This window comes from Gilliamella sp. wkB171 (genome assembly GCF_001693755.1).
Classification (GTDB): Bacteria; Pseudomonadota; Gammaproteobacteria; order Enterobacterales; family Orbaceae; genus Gilliamella; species Gilliamella apicola_F.
On sequence record NZ_LYST01000021.1, the window covers coordinates 34607 to 57268 of the forward strand.

Here is a 22662-nt window from a genome sequence, read left to right on the forward strand (position 1 = left end):
GTTTATTCACACTAAACATGTCAAATCGACCTTAAAGTAAATTTTTTTTAGATTTTTTTGATCAAAACTAAAAAAACAGTTGCCAGTAAGCAAAAACTGTTATATTTTGTACAACAGTTTTTATAGTCAATTAAATTATTGGTTTATTTTATGAATTGTTTTTGCGCTTTAGTTATTAAACATCATCACCATCATCATTCCTGAATAGTCTTCGGGCGATAGGTGCTGGAAGACATTTGATCTTCCGGTGATAACGCAAAAGCAAATAGAAAACCCTCGGAAGATCAAACTTCCGAGGGTTTTTTGTTTTTAGTTGATAAATTTTGGTTAAGTTGGAGAATAAATATGTTGGATAATTCACGTTTACGCATTGCTATGCAGAAATCGGGACGCTTAAGTGATGAGTCAAAAAAATTGCTTGCACAGTGTGGTATTAAAATTAATCTTCAAGAACAACGTCTAATTGCTTTTGCTGAAAATATGCCAATTGATATTTTACGTGTTCGTGATGACGATATACCTGGTTTGGTAATTGATGGAGTCGTAGATATTGGTATTGTTGGTGAAAACGTTTTAGAGGAAGAAGTACTCGACCGTCAAGCAGAAGGTGAAAATCCACAATATAAAAAATTACGTCGTTTAGATTTTGGGGGCTGCCGTTTATCAATCGCCGCGCCGCGTGATTTTGACTATACTGGTCCTGAATGTTTAAATGATTTGCGAATTGCCACTACTTACCCACACTTATTGCGTCGTTATCTATCTCAGTACAACGTCAACTTTAAAACTTGCTTGCTAAATGGTTCGGTCGAAGTCGCACCACGCGCTGGGCTTGCCGATGTGATTTGCGATCTTGTCTCTAGTGGCGCCACATTAGAAGCTAACGGTTTACAAGAAATTGAAATTATTTACCAATCTAAAGCGTGCCTGATTCAGCGACAAGGTGAAATGCCACAAGTCAAACAAGCCTTAATCGATAAAATAATGACACGCATTCAAGGTGTTATTCAAGCACGAGAATCAAAATATATAATGTTACATGCTCCAACTGAAGTGTTAGACCAAGTTGTCGCCCTGTTACCTGGTGCGGAAAATCCAACAATCCTCCCGTTGACGGGCGAACAAAATCGAGTTGCGTTGCACATGGTTAGCAGTGAGTCACTGTTTTGGGAAACCATGGAAAAACTAAAAGCATTAGGCGCCAGCTCTATTCTGGTATTACCAATTGAAAAAATGATGGAGTAATAAAATGAAAATCTCATATTGGCAACAATGTTCAGATAAACAACAGCAAGCACTACTCATGCGACCTGCCATTGCTGCATCAGATACTATCAGTCAAGCTGTTACGACAATTTTAGAACAAGTAAAACAAGACGGTGATAAGGCGCTAATAGCACTTAGTAATAAATTTGATAAAGTCCAAATTAAACAAATAAAATTAACTGAAGCTGAAATAAAAGCGGCAACTGCTCGAGTGAATCAAGAACTGAAACAAGCCATGCAGTTAGCTGTATCAAATATCAAAAAGTTCCATCAAGCCCAAGTTAAACCTGTCATCAATGTTGAAACGATGCCAGGCATAAAATGTCAACTAGTCACTCGACCCATTGATTCAGTAGGGTTATACATTCCAGGTGGTTCAGCCCCCTTATTTTCAACGGTATTAATGTTGGCCACTCCAGCAAAAATTGCCGGATGTCGTAAAGTAATTTTATGTTCGCCCCCCCCAATCGCTGACGAAATTTTATATGCTGCTGAACTTTGTGGCATAAGTGAAATTTATCAATTAGGTGGAGCCCAAGCTATCGCGGCAATGGCATTTGGCACAGAATCAGTCCCTAAAGTTGATAAACTTTTTGGACCCGGTAATGCTTTTGTGACCGAAGCTAAACGCCAAGTGAGTCAACGCCTTGATGGTGCTGCTATTGATATGCCAGCAGGCCCTTCTGAGGTTTTAGTTATTGCTGATAGTTTGGCTAATCCAGCCTTTATCGCAGCCGATCTATTATCTCAAGCAGAGCATGGCCCGGATTCACAAGTGGTTTTGCTTACCCCTGATGAAAAAATCGCACAAGCAGTATCCACTGAAGTGGACAAACAACTTAGTACATTATCACGACATGAGATCGCCCAAAAAGCTTTACAAGAAAGCCGTTTGATTGTGACTAAAGATTTAGAAGAATGTGTAACAATTAGTAATCGCTATGGGCCAGAACACTTAATTATACAAACCCGAAATGCAGATGACTTAGTTGATAAAATAAACAGTGCTGGATCAATCTTTTTAGGTGATTGGTCGCCGGAATCTGCTGGTGATTATGCATCGGGTACCAACCACGTACTACCCACTTATGGTTACACAGCAACTTACTCAAGCCTTGGACTGGCTGATTTTCAAAAACGCATGACAGTGCAAAAACTCACTAAAGAAGGGTTGAAAGAAATTGGCCATGCTGTTGAACTCATGGCAGAAGCAGAGCAGCTTACCGCTCATAAACAAGCTGTTAGTTTACGATTAGCGACACTAAATACAACCAAGTAAAATTAGGGATAAACAATGGACATTAATCAACTAGTCAGAAAGAATGTGCAAAAACTGACCCCATATCAATCCGCCCGTCGTATTGGTGGTAAAGGTGATGTATGGCTTAACGCTAACGAATACCCTGTTGCGCCTCATTTTGAATTAACTGAACAAACCTTAAATCGCTATCCAGAACCACAACCTGAACAGGTAATTAGCCGATATGCGCAGTATGCAGGAGTCACTAATGAACAATTAATTGTCAGTCGAGGGGCAGATGAAGCGATTGAACTTTTAATGCGAGCATTTTGTGAGCCAAAACAAGATAGTATTTTATATTGCCCGCCAACTTATGGTATGTATCAAGTTAGCGCTGAAACACTCGGAATTCAAACCAAAACAGTCCCTACTAAAGCAGATTGGCAACTCGATCTTGACGCAATTAAACAAAATCTTGATAGCGTAAAATTAATTTATGTCTGTTCACCAAATAATCCAACTGGCAACTTAATTAATCCTGATGATATTAAATCATTACTTAATATGGCAAAAGACCGTGCGCTGGTTGTCATTGATGAGGCTTATATCGAGTTTTCACCTGAATCTTCTGTAATCAAATGGTTAGCTACCTATCCACATTTAGTGATTTTACGGACTTTATCTAAAGCATTTGCTTTGGCAGGATTACGCTGCGGGTTTACCATCGCTAATAAACCGGTGATCGATGCTTTACAAAAGGTCATTGCTCCCTATCCGTTAGCCACCCCAGTAGCAGACATTGCCGCTCAAGCTTTAAGTAAAGACGGCATAAATACCATGAAACTTCACGTTATCAATCTCAATAACCAAAAAGAAAAATTTGCAAACGCACTGAATCAATTATCGATTGTAGAAAAAGTTTATCCTAGTCGATCTAATTATTTATGTGTTAAATTCCAAGATGATAAAGATGTATTTAACATCCTTTGGAATCAAGGTATCATTTTGCGAGATCAAAGCAAATCCATTGGACAAAAAAATATTATTCGAATATCTATTGGCACACAAGCCGAATGTGAAGCTGTAATATCAGCACTCAAAGCGATAAAATAGGAGCAATAATGTTACAAAAATATTTATTTATTGATCGTGATGGTACATTAATTACCGAACCACCTATTGACTTTCAAGTCGATCGTTTTGAAAAATTGGCTTTTGAACCTAATGTTATTCCTGCCCTACTTAAACTCCAATCAGCAGGCTATAAATTAGTCATGGTCACAAATCAAGACGGACTTGGCACTAAAAGTTATCCGCAACAAGATTTTGATGGACCGCATAATTTAATGATGCAAATATTTACATCACAAGGAGTAAACTTCGAAGAAGTCTTGATCTGCCCTCATTTCCCTGAAGATAATTGTCAGTGTCGTAAACCTAAAATACAACTGGTTCTTCCTTATCTTACCAGTGGCAAATTAGATAAAGAGCATAGTTATGTAATTGGTGACAGACTTACCGACATGCAACTTGCCGAAAATATGCAAATAAAAGGATTGCACTATAATCCCGAAACACTTAATTGGACTGAAATAGCCCAAAGGCTAACCACAGCTGATCGTTATGCTAAAGTTGAACGTAATACTAAGGAAACTAAAATATTAGTTGAAGTCTGGCTTGATCGTCAAGGTGGTAGTCAAATCAACACCGGTATTGGTTTTTTTGACCATATGTTAGATCAAATAGCGACGCATGGCGGAATTAAACTCAATATTCAAGTAAAAGGTGATTTACATGTTGACGATCATCATACTATTGAAGATACTGGACTTGCCTTAGGCGAAGCTTTAAAAAAAGCTTTGGGTGATAAACGGGGTATTACACGTTATGCTTCAGTCATTCCAATGGATGAATGTTTAGCAAAATGCGCGATGGATATCTCGGGCCGACCATATCTTGTTTTCTCAGCACATTTTACTACACCAAAAGTTGGCGATATGAGTACTCAAATGGTTGAACACTTTTTTTACTCACTAAGTTATGCAATGGCAATTACTTTACATATCGAAACTGAAGGTGTTAACGATCATCATAAAGTAGAAAGCTTGTTTAAAGCTTTTGCCAGAACATTAAAACAAGCTATTAAGATTGAAAGTGACAGATTACCAAGCTCAAAAGGAGTCCTGTAATGAATATTGTCATTTTAGATACCGGTTGTGCTAACCTTTCATCAGTAAAATATGCCATAGATCGATTAGGTTATAAATCGATAATCAGTCTTGATCCTAATGTGGTACTTAATTCAGATAAACTGCTTTTACCTGGTGTCGGCTCGGCTTCATCAGCAATGCAAAAACTCAAAGATCGTGATTTAATTGATCTCATTAAAGTTTGCACCCAACCAGTATTAGGTATTTGCCTTGGTATGCAACTTTTAGCTGATTTTAGCCATGAAGGACATGTTCATACTTTAGGTATTATCCATGAAACAGTAACTGAAATACCTGATCGCGGATTACCTCTACCTCATATGGGATGGAATCAAGTCTATCCTAAAGCCGGACATCATCTGTTTCGTGATATTCCAGATGGTGCTTATTTTTATTTTGTACATGGATACGCGATGCCATTATGCTCAGCAACTATTGCAGAAACCAATTACGGCGAAAGCTTTACCGCTGCCGTACAAAAAGACAACTTTTACGGCGTACAGTTTCATCCCGAGCGTTCTGGCTCGGTCGGTGCAACTTTGCTAAAAAACTTTTTGGAGATATAACAATGTCAACATTTCCAAATATTATACCGGCACTTGATTTAATCGATGGTTCAGTTGTCCGTTTACATCAAGGGGATTATGAGCAAAAACGCAATTACGGTAACGACCCTTTAACTCGGTTACAGTCTTATGAAAAGCAAGGTGCAAAATTACTACATCTTGTTGATTTAACCGGCGCCAAAGATCCAAACGCACGGCAGATAGCATTGATTAAAACGTTAATAAGTGGCGTTAACGTACCGGTACAAATCGGAGGTGGCATTCGCACACAAGAAGATGTCAAAGCCCTACTCGCTGCCGGGGCTACACGGGTGGTTATCGGCTCGACAGCAATAACGCAACCAGAAATGGTTAAACAGTGGTTTGAGCATTATGGTCCTGAAGCTTTGGTATTGGCACTCGATGTACGAATTGACAGCCAAGGTGATAAATACATTGCAATACATGGCTGGCAAGAGGACTCAAAGCAAAAACTGGAGCAGGTTATTGATAATTATCTACCTTTTGGTTTAAAGCACGTATTGTGTACCGATATTTCAAAAGACGGAACCTTAAGCGGTTCAAATGTTGAGTTATACCAAGAAATCAGCCAAAAATACCCACAAATCGAGTTTCAAGCCTCAGGTGGTATTGGTCAATTAGACGATGTTAAAGCATTACAAAACAGTGGTGTAGCAGGCGTAATTGTTGGGCGAGCATTACTTGAAGGTAAATTTACAGTTCAGGAGGCAATTTCATGCTGGCAAAAAGGATAATCCCTTGTTTAGATGTTCGTGATGGTCAAGTGGTAAAAGGTGTACAGTTTCGCAATCACGAAATTATTGGTGATATCGTACCTTTAGCTAAAAGATATGCCGAAGAAGGCGCTGACGAGCTGGTATTTTATGATATTACAGCCTCATCTGATGGTCGAGTTGTTGATAAAAGTTGGGTGGCAAAAGTTGCAGAAGTTATTGATATTCCTTTTTGCGTTGCTGGAGGGATAAAAACGGTTGAAGATGCAGGACAGATATTAACATTTGGTGCCGATAAAATTTCGATCAACTCACCGGCATTAGCTAATCCAGATTTAATTACTGAATTAGCAGATTGTTATGGTGTGCAATGTATTGTTGTTGGGGTTGATACTTGGTATGACCAACAATCTCAAAATTATCATGTTTATCAATTTACAGGTGATGAAAAGCGTACAGTTGCGACCAAATGGAATACCTTAGATTGGGTAAAAGAGGTACAAAAACGCGGTGCTGGTGAAATCGTATTGAATATGATGAACCAAGATGGTGTGCGTAATGGTTATGATTTGACACAATTACAAGCTGTGCGTGATGTTTGTCATGTACCTTTAATCGCCTCAGGTGGCGCAGGCACAATGGCACATTTTTTACAAGCGTTCAGGGACGCAAATGTCGATGGCGCTTTAGCCGCTTCCGTTTTTCATAAACAAATTATCAATATTGGTGAACTTAAACAGTATTTAGCTCAACATGGGGTAGAAATTCGATTATGCTAATTCCAAATTCCGATACAAAATTAGACTTAAGCAAACTTGATTGGCAAAAAGTGGATAATTTAATGCCTGTTATCATCCAACATTATGTCTCGGGTGATGTCTTAATGCTTGGCTATATGAATCAAGATGCACTAACACAAACACAAAATAGTGGCAAAGTAACCTTTTATTCACGCACTAAACAGCGTCTATGGACTAAAGGTGAAACATCTGGCAATTTTTTAAATGTAAAAAGTATTTCAACAGATTGTGATAACGATACATTACTCATTTTAGTTGATCCTGTTGGTCCAACTTGTCACACAGGTACTAACAGCTGTTTTGCTCAGGCACAAACGACATGGGGATTTTTATTCGAACTAGAACAGCTGCTTGCAGCGCGTAAAAGTGCTGATCCAAAATCATCCTATACAGCTAAATTATATCATGATGGAACAAAACGCATTGCACAAAAAGTAGGTGAAGAAGGCGTTGAAACTGCTTTAGCGGCTACCGTTCATGATAAAGAAGAGTTAAAAAATGAATCAGCCGATTTGGTTTACCATTTACTCGTCTTATTACAAGATCAAAATCTATCACTACAAGATGTGATAGGTATTTTAAAAGCACGCCATAAAAAATAGTGCTAAACGAAAAAGTGCGAATTATTTCGCACTTTATTTGATCTCATTAATACTGACTTAAACAGATAGCGCTATTATTTCAATCTTATTAACGAATCGGTAATTTCACCCCATTAAACATGGTTTGAACATCAACGTTATTTTCGCACAAAATAAGACGATCTACGGTTGATTTATTTAAATGTGGAGAAAATTGCTGTATAAAATCATACATGTAACTGCGCAAAAACAGTGAACGTGAAAATGCAATATACGTTGTACTATAAGGAAAGATATGCCCTGCACTCAGTACCACAAAATCATTATCCACATTTTGACTGACTGCCATTTTGGCAACAATGCCAACACCAACCCCCAATTTAACATAGGTTTTAATCAAATCGGCATCCGTTGTACTAAATACAATATTAGGTGATTGATTAGCTTTATTAAAAGCCTGATTCAAATCAGACCCATCATTCGAAAAATCATAACTGACTAATGGGTATTTAGATAACTCAGCAATCGAAATCAAACTACTTTTTGCTAAAGGATGATCTTTCATAACAATAACAGCCTGATTCCAGTGGTAACAAGGCAGTGCAATCATATCTTCAGTTAATTGAGATAGATCCGTCACAATAGCAAAATCTGCTTGTCCTGTTTGCGCTTGCAATAGACATTGTGGTGATGATCCCTGCTCCATATGTAACGTAATATTGGGATATTGTTTCATGAACTGCTGAATGACAACCGGAAGTGTATAACGAGCTTGTGTATAAGTAGTGGTGATGGTCAAGGTACCCTGATTTGGCTGACTATACTCTTTGGCAACAATTTTAATATCATTGGATTTATTTAGAATTTCTCTTGCCAAACTTATAATCTGTTCGCCAACATCAGTGACTTCGGAAAGGTGCTTGCCGACGCGGGTAAAAATTTGCACACCAAGTTCATCTTCTAATAACTTAATCTGTTTACTAATACCGGGCTGTGAAGTATACAGTTTTTCCGATGTTAACGATACGTTGAGATCATTATTAACAACCTCAACTATATAACGCAGTTGTTGCAATTTCATGACAAAGGTTCCTTTCTTTTTATTCCCTTCACCCTTTTGATTAACAAAGAGGTAAAGGGACAAAATAACTCCTTTCACACTTTAGCACAAACTTAAACTCACTTTTATACTAAAACGCATGCATTACCTAAAACAACTTGGTAAACATATCAGGTTTTGTTACCTATTTTTTACTCTTTATCCATTGACCGTCAACGTATTGCATCACCCAACCTGTCGATTTTCCATTGACTTCAGATGTGACATATTGTTGTTTGCTTTTACGACTGAAACGAACAATGGCAGGATTACCATCCGGATCTTTATTCGGTGCTTGCGTCAAATAGATAAACTTTTCAGGCAACCGATCTTTAAAACGTTGTAACTCTTCAATCAATGGTGCGCGCGTTTCTCTTGATTTTGGAAAATTATGTGCAGCCAAAAAGATACCTGATGCGCCATCACGTAATACAAAATGAGCGTCAGATTTGCTACATTTAAGTTCAGGCAGATCGACTGGATCTTCTTTAGGGGGCGCAACATCACCATTTTTTAAAATTTTACGGGTATTTTTACAATCAGGATTAGTACAGCCCATATATAACCCAAAACGCCCTGATTTTAAATGCATCTCAGATCCACATTTTTCACATTCAATAATCGGACCTTCATAACTTTTTACTTTAAAGTGACCTTTTTCAACAATAAAACCATCACAAATTGGGTTATTACCACAAATATGTAATTTACGCTCATTATCAAGTAAATAGCTATCCATTGCGGTATGACATTTTGGACAACGCTTACGGGCTCTTAATGCATCGGTTTCAGCGGTTTCCGACTCTTCTAAAATATTAAGAGTTTCGTGCTCTGGAATTAAATTAATCGTTTGTTTACAACGCTCTTTAGGCGGTAGTGCATAGCCTGAACACGCCAAAAATACGCCCGTTCCTGCTGTTTTAATGCCCATTTCACGCCCACAATGAGGACACTTAATTTCAGGGGTGAGCACCAAAGGATTAAGTTGCATACCTCCTTTATCAGGAGATTGCTCTGCCACTTCAAGATGTTTACTAAAATCACTAAAAAACTGATCGAGCACTTCTCGCCACTCTTGTTTTTTATTAGCAATCTGATCGAGTGCATCTTCCATACGAGCGGTAAAGTCATAACTCATGAGATCATTGAAATTTTCATTCAAACGATCAGTAACAATTTCACCAATTTTTTCGGCATAAAAGCGACGATTATCTAAACGCACATAACCACGATCTTGAATGGTCGAAATAATCGTTGCATAAGTCGATGGGCGGCCTATTTCACGTTTTTCTAACTCTTTGACTAATGAAGCTTCATTATAACGTGCTGGTGGTTTAGTAAAATGCTGATTAGGATTAAGCGTAATCAGGTCCAACTTATCATTAATTGATACCGCAGGTAAAATTTTATCATCATTATTTTTAGCCAATTGCGGTTGCACTTTAGTCCAACCATCAAAACGTAAGGTACGTCCTTTAGCTTTTAATAAGAAATCACCAGATTTAACAGTAATTGTTGTCGAGTTATATTCGGCAGAAGTCATTTGACAGGCAACAAATTGACGCCAAATCAATTGATAAAGTTTACAAGCATCAGCTTCGACATCACTAATATTATCCGCCAGTAATTTAACGTCTGATGGGCGAATTGCTTCGTGCGCCTCTTGAGAGTTCTTCTTGCTACTGTAAACATTTGGCGATTTAGGCAAATATTTATCACCAAAATTTTTGCCAATATACTCACGTACCATGGATAATGCATCTTGGCTTAAATTAGTCGAATCGGTACGCATGTAGGTAATATAACCAGCTTCATAAAGACGCTGCGCAAGCATCATCGTTTTTTTGACGCCAAAACCTAAGCGTGTACTGGCTGCTTGTTGCAAAGTTGACGTAATAAATGGCGCTGTTGGATTACTCTTAGTTGGTTTTTCTTCGATATTGGTAACTTGATATTGGCTGTTGTTTAATTCAGCAAGTGCAATATCAATGGCGACTTTATCTTTAGGTTCAAACGCTTCATCTTGATAATGAGTAACTTGTAAAGTTAGTTGCTCGTTGTTTGCTGTACTTAAATCAGCAAAAAGATCCCAATACTCTTCAGGAATAAAGGCGTGAATTTCACGTTCGCGTTCAACCACAAGTCGAACAGCAACCGATTGAACACGACCTGCTGATAATCCTCTGGCAACTTTTTTCCAAAGTAAAGGTGATAGCATAAAACCAACAACGCGATCCATAAATCGACGAGCTTGCTGGGCATTAACTCTATCCATATCTAGCATGGAAGGATGATTAAACGCATTTTTGATTGCTGTCTTGGTAATTTCGTTAAATACTACACGACGATATTTGCTATCTTCACCACCAATAACATCTTTAAGATGCCAAGCAATCGCTTCCCCTTCTCTATCCAAGTCGGTTGCGAGGTAGATCATATCGGCATCTTTAGCGAGTTTTTTTAGTTCTGCAACAACTCGCTCTTTACCAGGTAAAATTTCGTAGTGAGCTTTCCAACCGTTATACGGATCAACGCTCATACGATCAACTAAGACCTGTTTTTCGGAACGTTTTACTTTTTTTTCAGCTTTATCTTTTGTGGTTTTTTCAACTCGATTGCTACTACCACTTACTGGAAGATCGCGAATATGCCCTACGCTTGATTTAACCACAAAATCTTTGCCAAGATATTTATTTATTGTTTTTGCTTTGGCTGGTGATTCCACAATAACAAGGGATTTTCCCATAATTAAACCTATTTTATCCTGTAATTTACGTTATTTACTGTCTTGTTTCACATCAAGTAATGACAGTAAATCATCTTTTATTGTCGATACTTTCGTTGCATATTGCTCTTTTTGCTCAGCATCCTCAATAAGTTGTGTAATGGTTTGCGACAACGTGCAACCTCGGCGTTTTGCCAAATTAGCTAAACGTTGCCAAACTAAAAATTCCAAATCAATAGACTTTTTTCGTGTATTTTGTTGTTCAGCGTTAAAATGTCGTTTTCGTTTCGCACGAATGGTCTGCTTCATGCGATTATCTAAATCAGGGTTTAAATGCTGTTTTATCCATTCAACAACACCTATTGGATTATGTTCTAAAAGTAATAATTCATTTACGGCGTGCTGAGCTGCACTCTTTTCGATATAACGAGTAATCAATTCGCCTTCTAAATGCCTTTTCACAAGATAGTGCCATTTCCATCCACATTCAAGGTTTTCGAGTTGTTGATATTTCATCTGTTCACCTTGTGACGCTGTAACTAAAGGTTGTAGTTGTAGCATAATCTCATCACACAATAAAGAAAATTATTGCATTTGACAAATTTTTTATAAATCTGCTATCGTTCACTTTTATTTAGAACTTGATTTAAGGAAATCACCAATAATGGCTAAAGCTGATGTTATTTATATTAATGGCTATATTTATACTGCAGACAAACAAGACAGTGTTTGTCAGGCTATTGCTATCGAAAATGGCTATATTATTGCAACGGGGAGCACGCAACAAATAAATAGCAGTCAGTATGTCGATAATAATACGACAGTTTACGATTTACAAGGAAAAACGATGATTCCCGGTCTTATAGATGCACATTTGCATACTTTTTGGGGTGGAATGCAGCTCTCTTCTTGTAATTTAAATTATCAAAGTTTAACCGTTGACCAAACTTTAGCTATTATTCAAAAATATTTAGATCAGGACTCAAACGATAATGAGACAAATTGGTTACAAGTACGAGGATGGCTACGTCAAGAAGTGTTGCCAATAGGTACCGATATTACACGTTTCGATCTCGATAAACTTAATACCCAGCGCCCGGTAATTTTGTTTTCAAATGATTGCCATACACTCGTTGCCAATAGTCTGGCATTAGAAAAATTTGGTCTTAATAAAGATACGCCTGAGCCATCAGATGGTAAGATTGGTCGAACTAATAATGGCGAACTTAATGGCATTTTAGAAGATGCACCGGCGATGCGTGCATTTGACAGCATATCTAAACTGACCGATAAGCAAGCAGTGAATATTGCAAAATTATCACAAGCAGAATTGAATAAACAAGGAGTAACGGCAGTGATGGATGCTCGCATTACCGAAACCATTGCTGATGCTTTTTTGACCCTTAAGCAACAAGACGCACTTTCAATACGCCTATTTGGTGCACATGAGTTACCACCCGATGATGTATCTTCAATAGATCAAATTCCGCTGTTATTGGACAAAGTTAAGCAATTTGCTCACCATTATGATGATAAAAACTGGCAACCGAAACCAGGTATTAAAATTTCGCATACTAAATTGTTTGTTGATGGTGTTATGCAAGCACCATTGATGACAGCACGGCTGTTAAAACCTTATCAACTTGAACACGAAAAAGATCGTTACGGCGATCTTTACTATTCAACAGAAATGCTCGATGCGTTAATCCTTGAATCAGCAAAAGCAGGCTTTCACCCACATATGCATACAGTAGGAGAAGGTGCAATTGAAGTGGTACTTAATGCTATTGAAAAAATGCGAAAAGCATTGCCTGATGCGGATATAAGACCAAGTACTGCTCACAATGAGCTGAGTGCTGCGCATCAATTTGCACGCTATCAAAAGTTAAAAGCTTGTGTGGTGTTTTCATTCCAATGGGCTGGATGCAGCGCAACAATGGTTGAACAATATCATACGCTTTTTGGTCCAGAACGTTATAATGGATTAGAAGCACATGGCCAGTATATCGATGCTGGTGTGAATTGTGCATTTGGTAGTGATTGGCCAATCGATCCATTAAATGAATGGTACGATTTCCAAGTGGCGATGACCCGACAAATAGATACAGACCATCCTCGTTTAAACAGTGATCGTAATTTAACGGTAACAGAAGTGCTGCGTTGTGCAACTATTGGAGCTGCTTATATATTGAAGCAAGAGCAATACATTGGTTCAATCGAAAAAGGTAAATTTGCCGACCTAATCATTTTAGATCGTAATCCATTTACCATACCGGCAACTGATATACAAAATGTTAAAGTATTAACCACTATCGTTGGTGGTAAAACGGTATATCAAGCATCGTAATTGTTAATCTAAAAAGTTGAGCTATTTATCACGACGCCAATAAAACGGTAGCGTCGTGATAAGCAATTATTCAGCTTCGATTTCAATTTGCTCTGCACTTTCTACTGCTTTCTTTTTAGTAAAATGCAGTATTGCAGCAATAATCAATGCGCCAATAAACATATCAATAACATACCACATTGCGCCTTTGGTTACGCCGCCCAAGGCAACCAGTCCACCAAACGCAACTAATGACTCAATACCATTAATCATGCCTAACATACCTGCCACTGCTGTACCGACAACAATAGCGATAATCACACGTTTCGGATCTTTAGCGGCAAATGGGATTGCACCTTCGGTTATACCGGCTAATGATAAAAAGAAAGCGGTAATGCCAAACTCTTTCTCTTCTTTAGTGTATTTAGAACGAGAAATAATCAGTGATGAAATAGCTAATCCTAATGGTGGAATTGCACAGCACATACGAAACACACCATTTGGTCCATAAACACCTTCCGCCATAGCTGCTAAAGTAAAGGCCGTTGCCGCTTTACTACATGGCCCCCCCATATCTAGTGCAGCAAGAATACCAATACCTATGCCTAAAAACGCTGCATTGACTTCTGACATGCCTTTTAACGTAGCAACCATTACTTTTACGAACCAATCTAGCGGATAAGATAGCCCATAAATATAAATGGGCGCCATCACCAATATCGTGACTGTTGGAATAATCATGACAGGCATTACTGATGCAATGACAGGATGGACTTTAACGGTTTTAAACCATTTAACAAAGTAACCAATCAAAATACCAAAAATCATCGCGCCAATAAACCCCGTACTGACATGATTAGCGCCAATTGGATTATTGACGACATAACCCATAATAAACGCGGGTGCTAACGCCGCATTACCGCCAATAGAATACGCCATATAAGCTGCAAGCACAGGTACCATCATAGCAAACCCATAAATAGCTACTTGCTGTAAATCAGCAAAAAACTGATTACTTGGCAAAATCGTATCGTTGGTTACATCACCTGTCATTAAAACAATCGAAAAAAGAATACCTGAAGCAATAATAACGGGTAAAAATTTGCTGATTCCGGTATTTAATGCACGAAATATTTCTTTACCAATACTGTCTTTTACTACTTTAGTTGACATTTGTTCGGCATTATTAAAAATGTTGACCGTATTTTTCACGGCTTCGCCTGTGCTTACTTTAATGACGTTTTTATACGGTTCTAACCGCTCGGCATTTTCAATTGAAATGTCAGTGGCTAATATAATCACATCTGCTGTTTTTAAATCTTGTTCGGTTAATGGATTATCAATACCAGCAGCGCCTTGAGTTTCGACTTTACAATTCCATCCCCGTTTTTTGGCTTCATTTTCAATCTTTTGCTTAGCAATATAAGTGTGAGCCATACCAGCAGTACAGGCACAAATTGCAACAATCTTCTTTTTGTTAATAGCACTATTATTCATACAAACCTCGTACTTTATCTACTAATGACTGGGTATCACTATTAAGTAAAGTTGCAATAAAATCATCATCAGCTAAATGAGTCGCTAATTTCGCAATAATCGCTAAATGCGCCTTATCGGCATGTTCTGGTGCACCAATCAAAATCACCAACTTCACTTGGTTACCATTATTCCAAATGATGCCATCAAGATATTTTCCCACCACAATAAATGGCGTTTTTACTGCGCTACTTTTGGCATGAGGCAAAGCAACATCGGGTAACACATCGGTTTCCATCTCTTGCTCATGAGCCATGACATCATCAAAAAAAGTTTTTACATTGGTTAAATAGTTTTGGCTAGCATCGGACATTAAATGAATAACCGATGATTTTTGATTAACGATATCACTGGTAAGCTCAACCGATAAAACAGGTATTGACTGCATAAACAGATCCTCTTTAATTAAATATAGATATTCAAACCGACTGATTTTTATCATTTATGTGTATTAAATATACAATGAAATATTTTCAGTGACACTAATTTTGTCTTCTCAAGAGTTAGAGCAAGATCACAAATATGCATAATTCAATTTTACGTTTTAACGAGCTATTCCAGTCTAAACAACTTAAAAATAATGACTAATGTGTGTTAAAGTCTATAAATCGCTCGCTTTAGTACCTTTTTACTAAAAATTAGCTTGCATAATTATGATAATGTGGCAGAATTCCTTGCCGCTTTGAGCGGGTAAAAAGGCAAAACTATACTTAGTAGTTTTTTATTGTTTTTTGGGACAGAGGAGCAAAGTCATGTCCGCAATAAAAATGAAACGAGTTTTAACCACACCTGCATTAATTGCATTTGGTTTAGCTTATATGGTTCCTTTGGGGATCTTTACCACTTATGGGGAAGTCACTGTTGATAGTAATGGTCACTTACCTATAGCCTACATCATCACCCTTGCCATGATCTTTTTCACAGCATTGAGTTATTGTCGAATGGCAAATAAACTGCCGATTGCTGGCTCCGCCTACTCGTATGTACAACATACTTTTGGTGGAAAAGTTGGATTTTTGGTGGGTTGGGCACAAATCCTTGATTACCTATTTTTACCAATATTGAATTATTTGGTTTTAGGCATCTACCTGAATGAAGCATTTCCAAGCATTCCTGCTTATGTTTTTGTATTGGGTTCATTAATCAGTGTAAGCTTTTTAAATTATTTGGGAATTAAGCTGATTAACTCTGTAAACTTTACATTGATTATTGTACAAATGATTTTTATAGGGTTATTTATCTTTTTAACTTTAACTAATGTTAATCTTACTCCTGAAGCAATGATGAAACCTCTGCAAGTTAATGCTGGAGATTTTAGTGGCTTAATGTCTGGAGCGGCAATATTATGTCTTGCCTTTTTAGGTTTTGATGCCATAGCAACTTTAGCCGAAGAATCTAACGATGCACAAAAATCATTACCAAGAGCAATTATCTGGACAGTCCTAATTGCTGGTTGTATTTTTCTCGTTGTATCGTATTGTGCTCATCTAGCTTATCCTATGTGGACAGATTTTGTAGATAATAAAGATACAGCCAGTTTAGTCGTCGTTCGTCGAGTGGGTGATATAAGCCAATTAGGCGGTAATTTTATGTATAACTTCTTCCAAGCTGCATACTTAACTGGTGTTTTTGCATCAGCCATGACAGCGCAAACCAGTGTATCAAGAATTTTTTATGCGATGGGACGTGAAGGTGTTTTGCCTAAAAAAATCTTTTATAAAATTCATCCTCGTTATAGAACCCCTTATTTATCGATTATTTTTGTCGCCTGTTTTTCATTGTTAGCGCTAGTATTAGATCTTAGTTTAGTGGTTTCGATGATAAGCTTTGGTGCATTAGTGGCTTTTACTTTTGTCAATTTATGCGTGATTAAAAGTTACTTAGGTGATTCAAAAGCGAAAACAGTATTACTGCTATTTAAATATGGATTATTGCCTGCAATTGGTGTTTTACTTTCACTATGGCTATGGACCAGCCTTGATGCGACAGCGATGATTGTTGGTTTAGTTTGGTTAGCAATTGGATTTTTCTATCTACTTTATCTAACTAAAGGCTTTACTGCTTTATTGCCATCGATTGATCATCATGAATTAAATTCAATCATCAAAGATTAAGTTCTTATAAATTGGTCTACTTTAAAGTATCTAGTTACTGCCCTTTTAAAACAACTCCGTCGACCTAAGTCGACGGAATAATAATCTTGTAATCGTGACTATTTGTTTAACCGATTACTCACCAAAACCACTAGCAAATAATTCACGAATTTCATCCATTGCGGCTTGTTCGTCTTCACCATCACAAATAATTTCAACAGTTGAACCACCTTTAACGCCAGCACCAAGTAATCCCATCATGCTTTTTAATTTGATTGCTTTGTCATTATAAACAAGTTCAATTGATGATTTGTAACGACCTGCTAATTTAACAAGCGTGGTAACAGGGCGAGCATGAAGACCAGTTGAATTTTTTACTACCATTTGTTCTTTTAACATACTAAAGTCCTTATTTATATCTTTACATTAATACAATGAATGGTATTTATATCATAAATTGAGTTATTTTGCTCTTTTTTTGCATACAAATTTTGATAAAAAATTAAAAAATTAACTATACGATGATCAGCTAAAATTTATACTAATTATATAGCGAAATTGTACGCTTATCTGTGTTTTAGTATTTTGTTAAATTCAATATATCAAAAAAGAGAAACGATTAGACTAAGTAGTATATCGATTAAAATTATATTTTTGCCAGAATTTTAAATATCAACATAAATAATCAATGCTTTTGAGCTCCATAAATAGAGCTATACAAATGATTGTATTAAAGCTATTTGTTCATTTTTACACGATAATTGAAATTAAAACAATTGAAAAAAGACACTTTATCTAAATAAAGTGTCGTCATAATAATGAGGCATCGTTTTATCACAGACAGTTACGAATAACGATTTTAAATAGAATAAAACTAAAGTATTTCTAGTTTTGAATGCTTAATAAGGGCTTCATTTAATACCTAAAGCCCTTAATAACAATTTGTTTATATCTATTAAACAATTCTTTGCAATTGTGTATACTTTAACGAACTCACCATAAAATGCAAACGATTGAGTACATTGACTTCACCGGCGCCGTCATCAAAATCCAAATAGAGCAAATTGAGCTTAGGATTAAAATCACGCATCCGTTTTTCAACACCTTTTGACACCACATGATTAGCAATACAACCAAACGGTTGAAAGCTAATAACATTATTAATGCCATATTCAGCAAAAGTCATAATACCGGCAGGAATCAACCAACCTTCGCCAAATTGATTGGCTAAATTAAGAATTTGCTCGGCTTTTTTAGCGATATCACGAATATTATGAAACGGTTGATAATATTTAAAATGCGATAAAATTTGATTAGTTTTATTAATATAGCGTTGAGCCACTTTTTCAAAAAAGAACAGTAAAGATGATAGATAACTTTTTGGTAAAAGATGATTATCAATATTACTGTCATAATTGACAAACACTTGAGCAAAAAATTCAATCATGGGTGGAATTACTGGCTCAATCCCCTGATCGACTAACCATTCGACACTATGCTGATTACCAAAGCTGTTATATTTTACATAGATTTCACCAACAATCCCTATTTGTGGGCAATCTTTATTGACGGTTTCAACCTGATTAAAATGCTCAACAGCTTGCGCCAATAACGCATAAATCGCTTTATGCCCTTTCTGCTCATTAAGTAGCTGCTCTAGCTTTCTAAGATACAGCTCTTTGAGTTGATTAGCCTGTTGTTTTACTTTGGCTCTAGGTGCGACTGCGTAATACATTTTCGATAGTGAATCAGCAAATAGCATAGCAAAAAAAGTAGTTGGCAAAGTTTTAAGCCAATTAATTTTAAAGCCAGGTTGTTCACTTGCATTCATATTATCGGTACTAAGTGACACAATCGGCACATCTTCAAAACCATTACTAATCATGGCTTTTTTGATCAATGATAGATAACTGCTCGCTCGACACTGTCCACCCGTTTGCGTAATACCGATTGCCACTTCATCACGATTATATTTACCTGATCGTAACGCTTTTATCACATCGCCAACAATTATCGTTGCAGGGTAGCAAATTTCGTTATTACAGTACTTTAATCCCCATTCAACCGAACTTTTATCTGGTTTTGGCAAAGTTTCTAGCTTATAACCTGATAATGCAAAAATCGGCGGTAACAATGGTGAATAAAAATCAGAAATAAATGGCGCTAAAATAGTACGACGCTGTTTATCCTTTTTACTGAAAACTGCCGTTTTTTTACGTTCTACGGTTTTCAATGGTTGATGTTGATTCATACGAATTGATTCGATAATCGATCGTAAGCGTAAACGGACAGAACCCGTTGCGGTGATCTCATCTACACGAATAATCGTGCAAGTTTTCCCTTTCGATTCTAAAATTGCTTTACACTCATCAGTGACAATCGCATCAGGCCCACAACCAAATGAATTGAGTTGTACAAATTGAATATTACTCGGTTGCTGTGCAACAAATGAAGCCGCAGCATATAAACGGTTTGGATAGCTCCATTGCGAACAAATTTGCAGTTCTGGCGATAATTGATTAATGGCACCTAATACCGAATCTTCGGTAATGACATCACAGCCGAGCGCATTTAAAATTTCTGGTGTTTTATGATTAATTAAACTATCACTATGATAAGGTCGTCCAGCTAAAATAAAGACATAGCGCCCGGTTTGTTTGGCATTATTGAGTACTTCAACCGCTTTGCTGTATAAATCATGTTTAAACTCAGCTTGCGCGATTAATGCAGCTTCAAACGCTTTGTTGGCAACTTTCTTGTCGATACCTAACGAAGTTAAATAATTGATACAGCCTTTTCTAAGTAACTTACTATTGGTAAAGTTAATAACTGGATAATCTAATGGTATGTTAAATTTTTCTTCGGGATTAATCGCACTGTGGATCACTTCAGCATAACTACTGACAATTGGACAATTATAGCTATTCACAGCATTGTCAAACTGGGCTGATTCAAACACAACCATCGGCATAAAAATACGATCGACTTTCTGCTCAATCAACTCCATGATATGACCGTGCACTAATTTTGCCGGAAAGCAAATGCTATCAGACATTACCGTTCCAGCCCCTTTTTCATAAATATTTTGTGTCGAAAAAGGTGAAAGTGTCACGTTTATACCACTTTGTGTCAATAATGTATGCCAAAAAGGGAAGTTTTCATATTGTCCTAATACACGAGGAATACCAATATTAATTTTAGCATCGGCATTAACCACATTAGTTCGTTTAAATAAAAGATCATTTTTATAATCAAACATATTAAACGAGCTATTATCGCGATATTGATTATTACTTAAAAAACGTTCACATTTATTACCCGAATAGTAACGTTGACCATTGGCAAATCGATAGATGATAATATCGCATTTATTTTCACAACCTTTGCAGCGAGACGGTTTAGCTTTATTGTCTTCAGCTTTGTGCAGATTATCTAAACCAATAAATTGCGAAGCTGTAGGTTGCGCTAGATAATGGTTTTTAGCGACCAACGCTGCCCCATAAGCCCCCATTAACTCAGGAATATTAGAACTGGTAATTTGCGCACCAGTTAACTGTTCTAATGCTCTAAATACTGCAGGATTTTTAAAAGTACCGCCCTGCACCACAATATGATCACCCAGTTTACGCATATCATGCAGTTTCAGCACTTTATGAATGGCATTTTTAATCACAGAAAACGCCAGTCCTGCCGAAATATCACCCATGGTGGCATTTTCACGCAATGCCTGCTTCACTTTAGAATTCATAAAAACAGTACAGCGTGTACCTAAATCGCATGGATTAGAAGATTTACACGCGGCATCAGCAAAATCAATAGTATTAGAGTTAAGTGATTTGGCAAAAGTCTCAATAAACGATCCACAACCCGATGAACATGCTTCGTTTAATTCGATATGATTAACCACACCATTAGCAATAAAAATGGCTTTCATATCTTGACCACCAATATCCATCACAAAACTGACATCAGGATCGATATGTTTAGCCGCAGCAAAATGCGCCATGGTTTCGACCAAACCGTCATCAATAGCAAAAGCGGCTTTTAATAGTTCTTCACCATAACCGGTCACACCTGTGCGAGCAATAATAATCTCTTTACCTGATGCAGTAATTTCATCTTTTAATTTAGTTAAGCCATGAATTAAAGCGCTAATCGACTGGCCATTGTTTGGTGCATAATGTGTAAATAACAACTCATTGTCTTCACTAACAAGCGTAATTTTGGTGGTAGTAGAGCCACTGTCAATGCCTAAAAAAGCATTCTGTTTTTGATAATCGGCTAAATTGCATCTAGCAATTTCGATATATTTGCGCTTCTTTTTCCAATTATCAAATGACAACGACTCATTAAACAGCGGTTTTAATCTAAATGATTCATTAACTTTAATTTGAGTAGAAGCATTTAATCGTGCAATAAAATCTGTCAACGAAAGCTCGGTTCGCTCAATAATATGAATTGCCGCCCCCCAAGCGGAAAGTAAGGTCGGATGATCAGTGGTAACAACCTGATCATCCGTTAATTTTAACGTATTTAGTGCTGCTTTACCTAACGTTGGGATAAATGAGAAAGGACCACCAATTAACATCACTTTTGGCACAATATCATAGCCACGAGCCAAGGTGTTGACTAGCTGAATACACACGGCATGTAAAACCGAATAAGCGATGTTTTCTTTCGAGACATTACGGCTAATTAAATTTTGGACATCAGTTTTGGCAAAAACACCACAACGAGAAGCGATAGGAAAAATTTGGTCATGATTTTGAGCAAGCGCATCAAACTGCTGAACAGGCGTATTAAGCAAAGTTGCCATCTGATCGATAAATGCGCCGGTTCCCCCTGCACAGCTACCATTCATTCGAATATCGGGTGGTCGATCAGGAAAAAAGAAGATCATCTTACTATCTTCACCACCAATATCTATCAACGTTCGTACTTCAGGATATTTGCGTTGTACCACTTCCGATGCCGCAACCACCTCTTGAATAAAAGCGATATCGGCTTTTTCGGAAATGCCCATCCCAGCAGAACCCGTCACTTTTACGGAAAGGCGTATATCATCGCCAAGCTTCTGTTTAATTTCACTCAGCAATTGAAGTACTGTTGCCACGATATGCGTATTATGGCGCACATAATTGGTATAAACAAAATTGTCATGCTCATCTAACACAACGCATTTTGCTGTAGTTGAACCCACATCCAATCCGAGCCTATATATTTTTGACATAATAAACTCACATCTTATTAATTTAGATTTAATTTATTACAAGATATGTAATAAATCTCAAATTATTAATTTTATTTTTATATAAATCATTATAACCAATTCTTGGTTCTTTTTAATAGGGATGGATAAAAAATCCCCTAAAACAAAAGTAATACACAATAATAATTTATCTCAAGAAGGCTTGATGTGATTTGTAATTTTGTCTAAAACTAATCGGAATCTGACCCATATCATACAAATACAGGTCATAACAAAT

General features: G+C 37.0%; 17 protein-coding genes and 1 other annotated feature. Of the genes, 10 read left to right on the forward strand and 7 right to left on the reverse strand.

From position 1 onward, the window contains the following. The first annotated feature begins 182 nt into the window (after positions 1–182). Positions 183–308: a sequence feature (His leader region), on the forward strand. A 37-nt stretch (positions 309–345) separates the two neighbouring features. The 8 genes from hisG to hisIE are packed head-to-tail and all read left to right on the forward strand — an operon-like array spanning position 346 to position 7418. Then, positions 346–1245 (forward strand): ATP phosphoribosyltransferase, encoded by a 900-nt coding sequence (gene hisG / locus A9G03_RS01800; RefSeq protein WP_065634638.1) that lies wholly within the window; start codon positions 346–348, stop codon positions 1243–1245. A 4-nt stretch (positions 1246–1249) separates the two neighbouring features. Beyond that, complete coding sequence (gene hisD, locus A9G03_RS01805; protein ID WP_065798269.1) at positions 1250–2545, forward strand: histidinol dehydrogenase; 1296 nt, start codon at positions 1250–1252, stop codon at positions 2543–2545. A gap of 15 nt (positions 2546–2560) precedes the next feature. Then, the gene (gene hisC, locus A9G03_RS01810; protein WP_065634640.1) at positions 2561–3619 is read left to right on the forward strand and encodes a histidinol-phosphate transaminase; all 1059 of its coding nucleotides are present in this window, start codon (positions 2561–2563) and stop codon (positions 3617–3619) included. Between the two features lie 8 nt (positions 3620–3627). Continuing rightward, the gene (gene hisB / locus A9G03_RS01815; RefSeq protein WP_065798270.1) at positions 3628–4695 is read left to right on the forward strand and encodes a bifunctional histidinol-phosphatase/imidazoleglycerol-phosphate dehydratase HisB; all 1068 of its coding nucleotides are present in this window, start codon (positions 3628–3630) and stop codon (positions 4693–4695) included. After that, positions 4695–5282 (forward strand): imidazole glycerol phosphate synthase subunit HisH, encoded by a 588-nt coding sequence (gene hisH / locus A9G03_RS01820; RefSeq protein ID WP_065634642.1) that lies wholly within the window; start codon positions 4695–4697, stop codon positions 5280–5282. The genes hisB and hisH overlap by 1 nt, the downstream gene beginning before the upstream one ends. 2 nt (positions 5283–5284) lie before the next feature. Beyond that, a complete protein-coding gene (gene hisA / locus A9G03_RS01825; RefSeq protein WP_065798271.1) occupies positions 5285–6037 on the forward strand; it encodes a 1-(5-phosphoribosyl)-5-[(5-phosphoribosylamino)methylideneamino]imidazole-4-carboxamide isomerase in 753 nt (250 codons plus the stop codon). After that, on the forward strand, positions 6019–6795 hold the full coding sequence (gene hisF, locus A9G03_RS01830; protein WP_065798272.1) for an imidazole glycerol phosphate synthase subunit HisF: 777 nt from the start codon (positions 6019–6021) through the stop codon (positions 6793–6795). The genes hisA and hisF overlap by 19 nt, the downstream gene beginning before the upstream one ends. Continuing rightward, on the forward strand, positions 6789–7418 hold the full coding sequence (hisIE, locus tag A9G03_RS01835) for a bifunctional phosphoribosyl-AMP cyclohydrolase/phosphoribosyl-ATP diphosphatase HisIE (protein WP_065798273.1): 630 nt from the start codon (positions 6789–6791) through the stop codon (positions 7416–7418). Before hisF ends, hisIE begins: the two co-directional genes overlap by 7 nt. Positions 7419–7506: 88 nt before the next feature. Here the strand turns inward: hisIE and cysB are convergent, their stop codons facing one another. The 3 genes from cysB to matP all read right to left on the reverse strand — a co-directional run bounded on the left by cysB (position 7507) and on the right by matP (position 11737). Further along, a complete protein-coding gene (gene cysB, locus A9G03_RS01840) occupies positions 7507–8478 on the reverse strand; it encodes an HTH-type transcriptional regulator CysB (RefSeq protein ID WP_065798274.1) in 972 nt (323 codons plus the stop codon). 163 nt (positions 8479–8641) lie between these two features. Beyond that, positions 8642–11242: a type I DNA topoisomerase gene (topA, locus tag A9G03_RS01845; protein ID WP_065798275.1), complete on the reverse strand. Its 2601-nt coding sequence runs from the start codon at positions 11240–11242 to the stop codon at positions 8642–8644. 30 nt (positions 11243–11272) lie between these two features. Then, positions 11273–11737: a macrodomain Ter protein MatP gene (gene matP / locus A9G03_RS01850; RefSeq protein ID WP_065634669.1), complete on the reverse strand. Its 465-nt coding sequence runs from the start codon at positions 11735–11737 to the stop codon at positions 11273–11275. A 148-nt stretch (positions 11738–11885) separates the two neighbouring features. On the opposite strand from matP, the gene A9G03_RS01855 reads away from it, so the two are divergent. Next, a complete protein-coding gene (locus A9G03_RS01855) occupies positions 11886–13568 on the forward strand; it encodes an amidohydrolase (protein ID WP_065798276.1) in 1683 nt (560 codons plus the stop codon). A 66-nt stretch (positions 13569–13634) separates the two neighbouring features. On the opposite strand, the gene A9G03_RS01860 is transcribed toward A9G03_RS01855, so the two are convergent. Both A9G03_RS01860 and A9G03_RS01865 read right to left on the reverse strand, forming a co-directional pair. Beyond that, positions 13635–15044: a PTS fructose transporter subunit IIC gene (locus tag A9G03_RS01860; RefSeq protein ID WP_065798277.1), complete on the reverse strand. Its 1410-nt coding sequence runs from the start codon at positions 15042–15044 to the stop codon at positions 13635–13637. Next, a complete protein-coding gene (locus A9G03_RS01865; protein WP_065798278.1) occupies positions 15037–15471 on the reverse strand; it encodes a PTS sugar transporter subunit IIA in 435 nt (144 codons plus the stop codon). Before A9G03_RS01865 ends, A9G03_RS01860 begins: the two co-directional genes overlap by 8 nt. A gap of 364 nt (positions 15472–15835) precedes the next feature. On the opposite strand from A9G03_RS01865, the gene A9G03_RS01870 reads away from it, so the two are divergent. Continuing rightward, complete coding sequence (locus A9G03_RS01870) at positions 15836–17197, forward strand: APC family permease (protein WP_065634651.1); 1362 nt, start codon at positions 15836–15838, stop codon at positions 17195–17197. A gap of 114 nt (positions 17198–17311) precedes the next feature. Here A9G03_RS01870 and A9G03_RS01875 read toward each other — a convergent pair whose 3' ends face one another. Then, positions 17312–17575 (reverse strand): HPr family phosphocarrier protein, encoded by a 264-nt coding sequence (locus A9G03_RS01875; protein WP_065634652.1) that lies wholly within the window; start codon positions 17573–17575, stop codon positions 17312–17314. Positions 17576–18131: 556 nt separating this feature from the next. Further along, positions 18132–22406 carry an acyl-CoA dehydratase activase-related protein gene (locus tag A9G03_RS01880; RefSeq protein WP_065798279.1) on the reverse strand — a complete coding sequence of 1425 codons (4275 nt, stop codon included), beginning with the start codon at positions 22404–22406 and terminating at the stop codon, positions 18132–18134. Positions 22407–22662 lie beyond the last annotated feature (256 nt).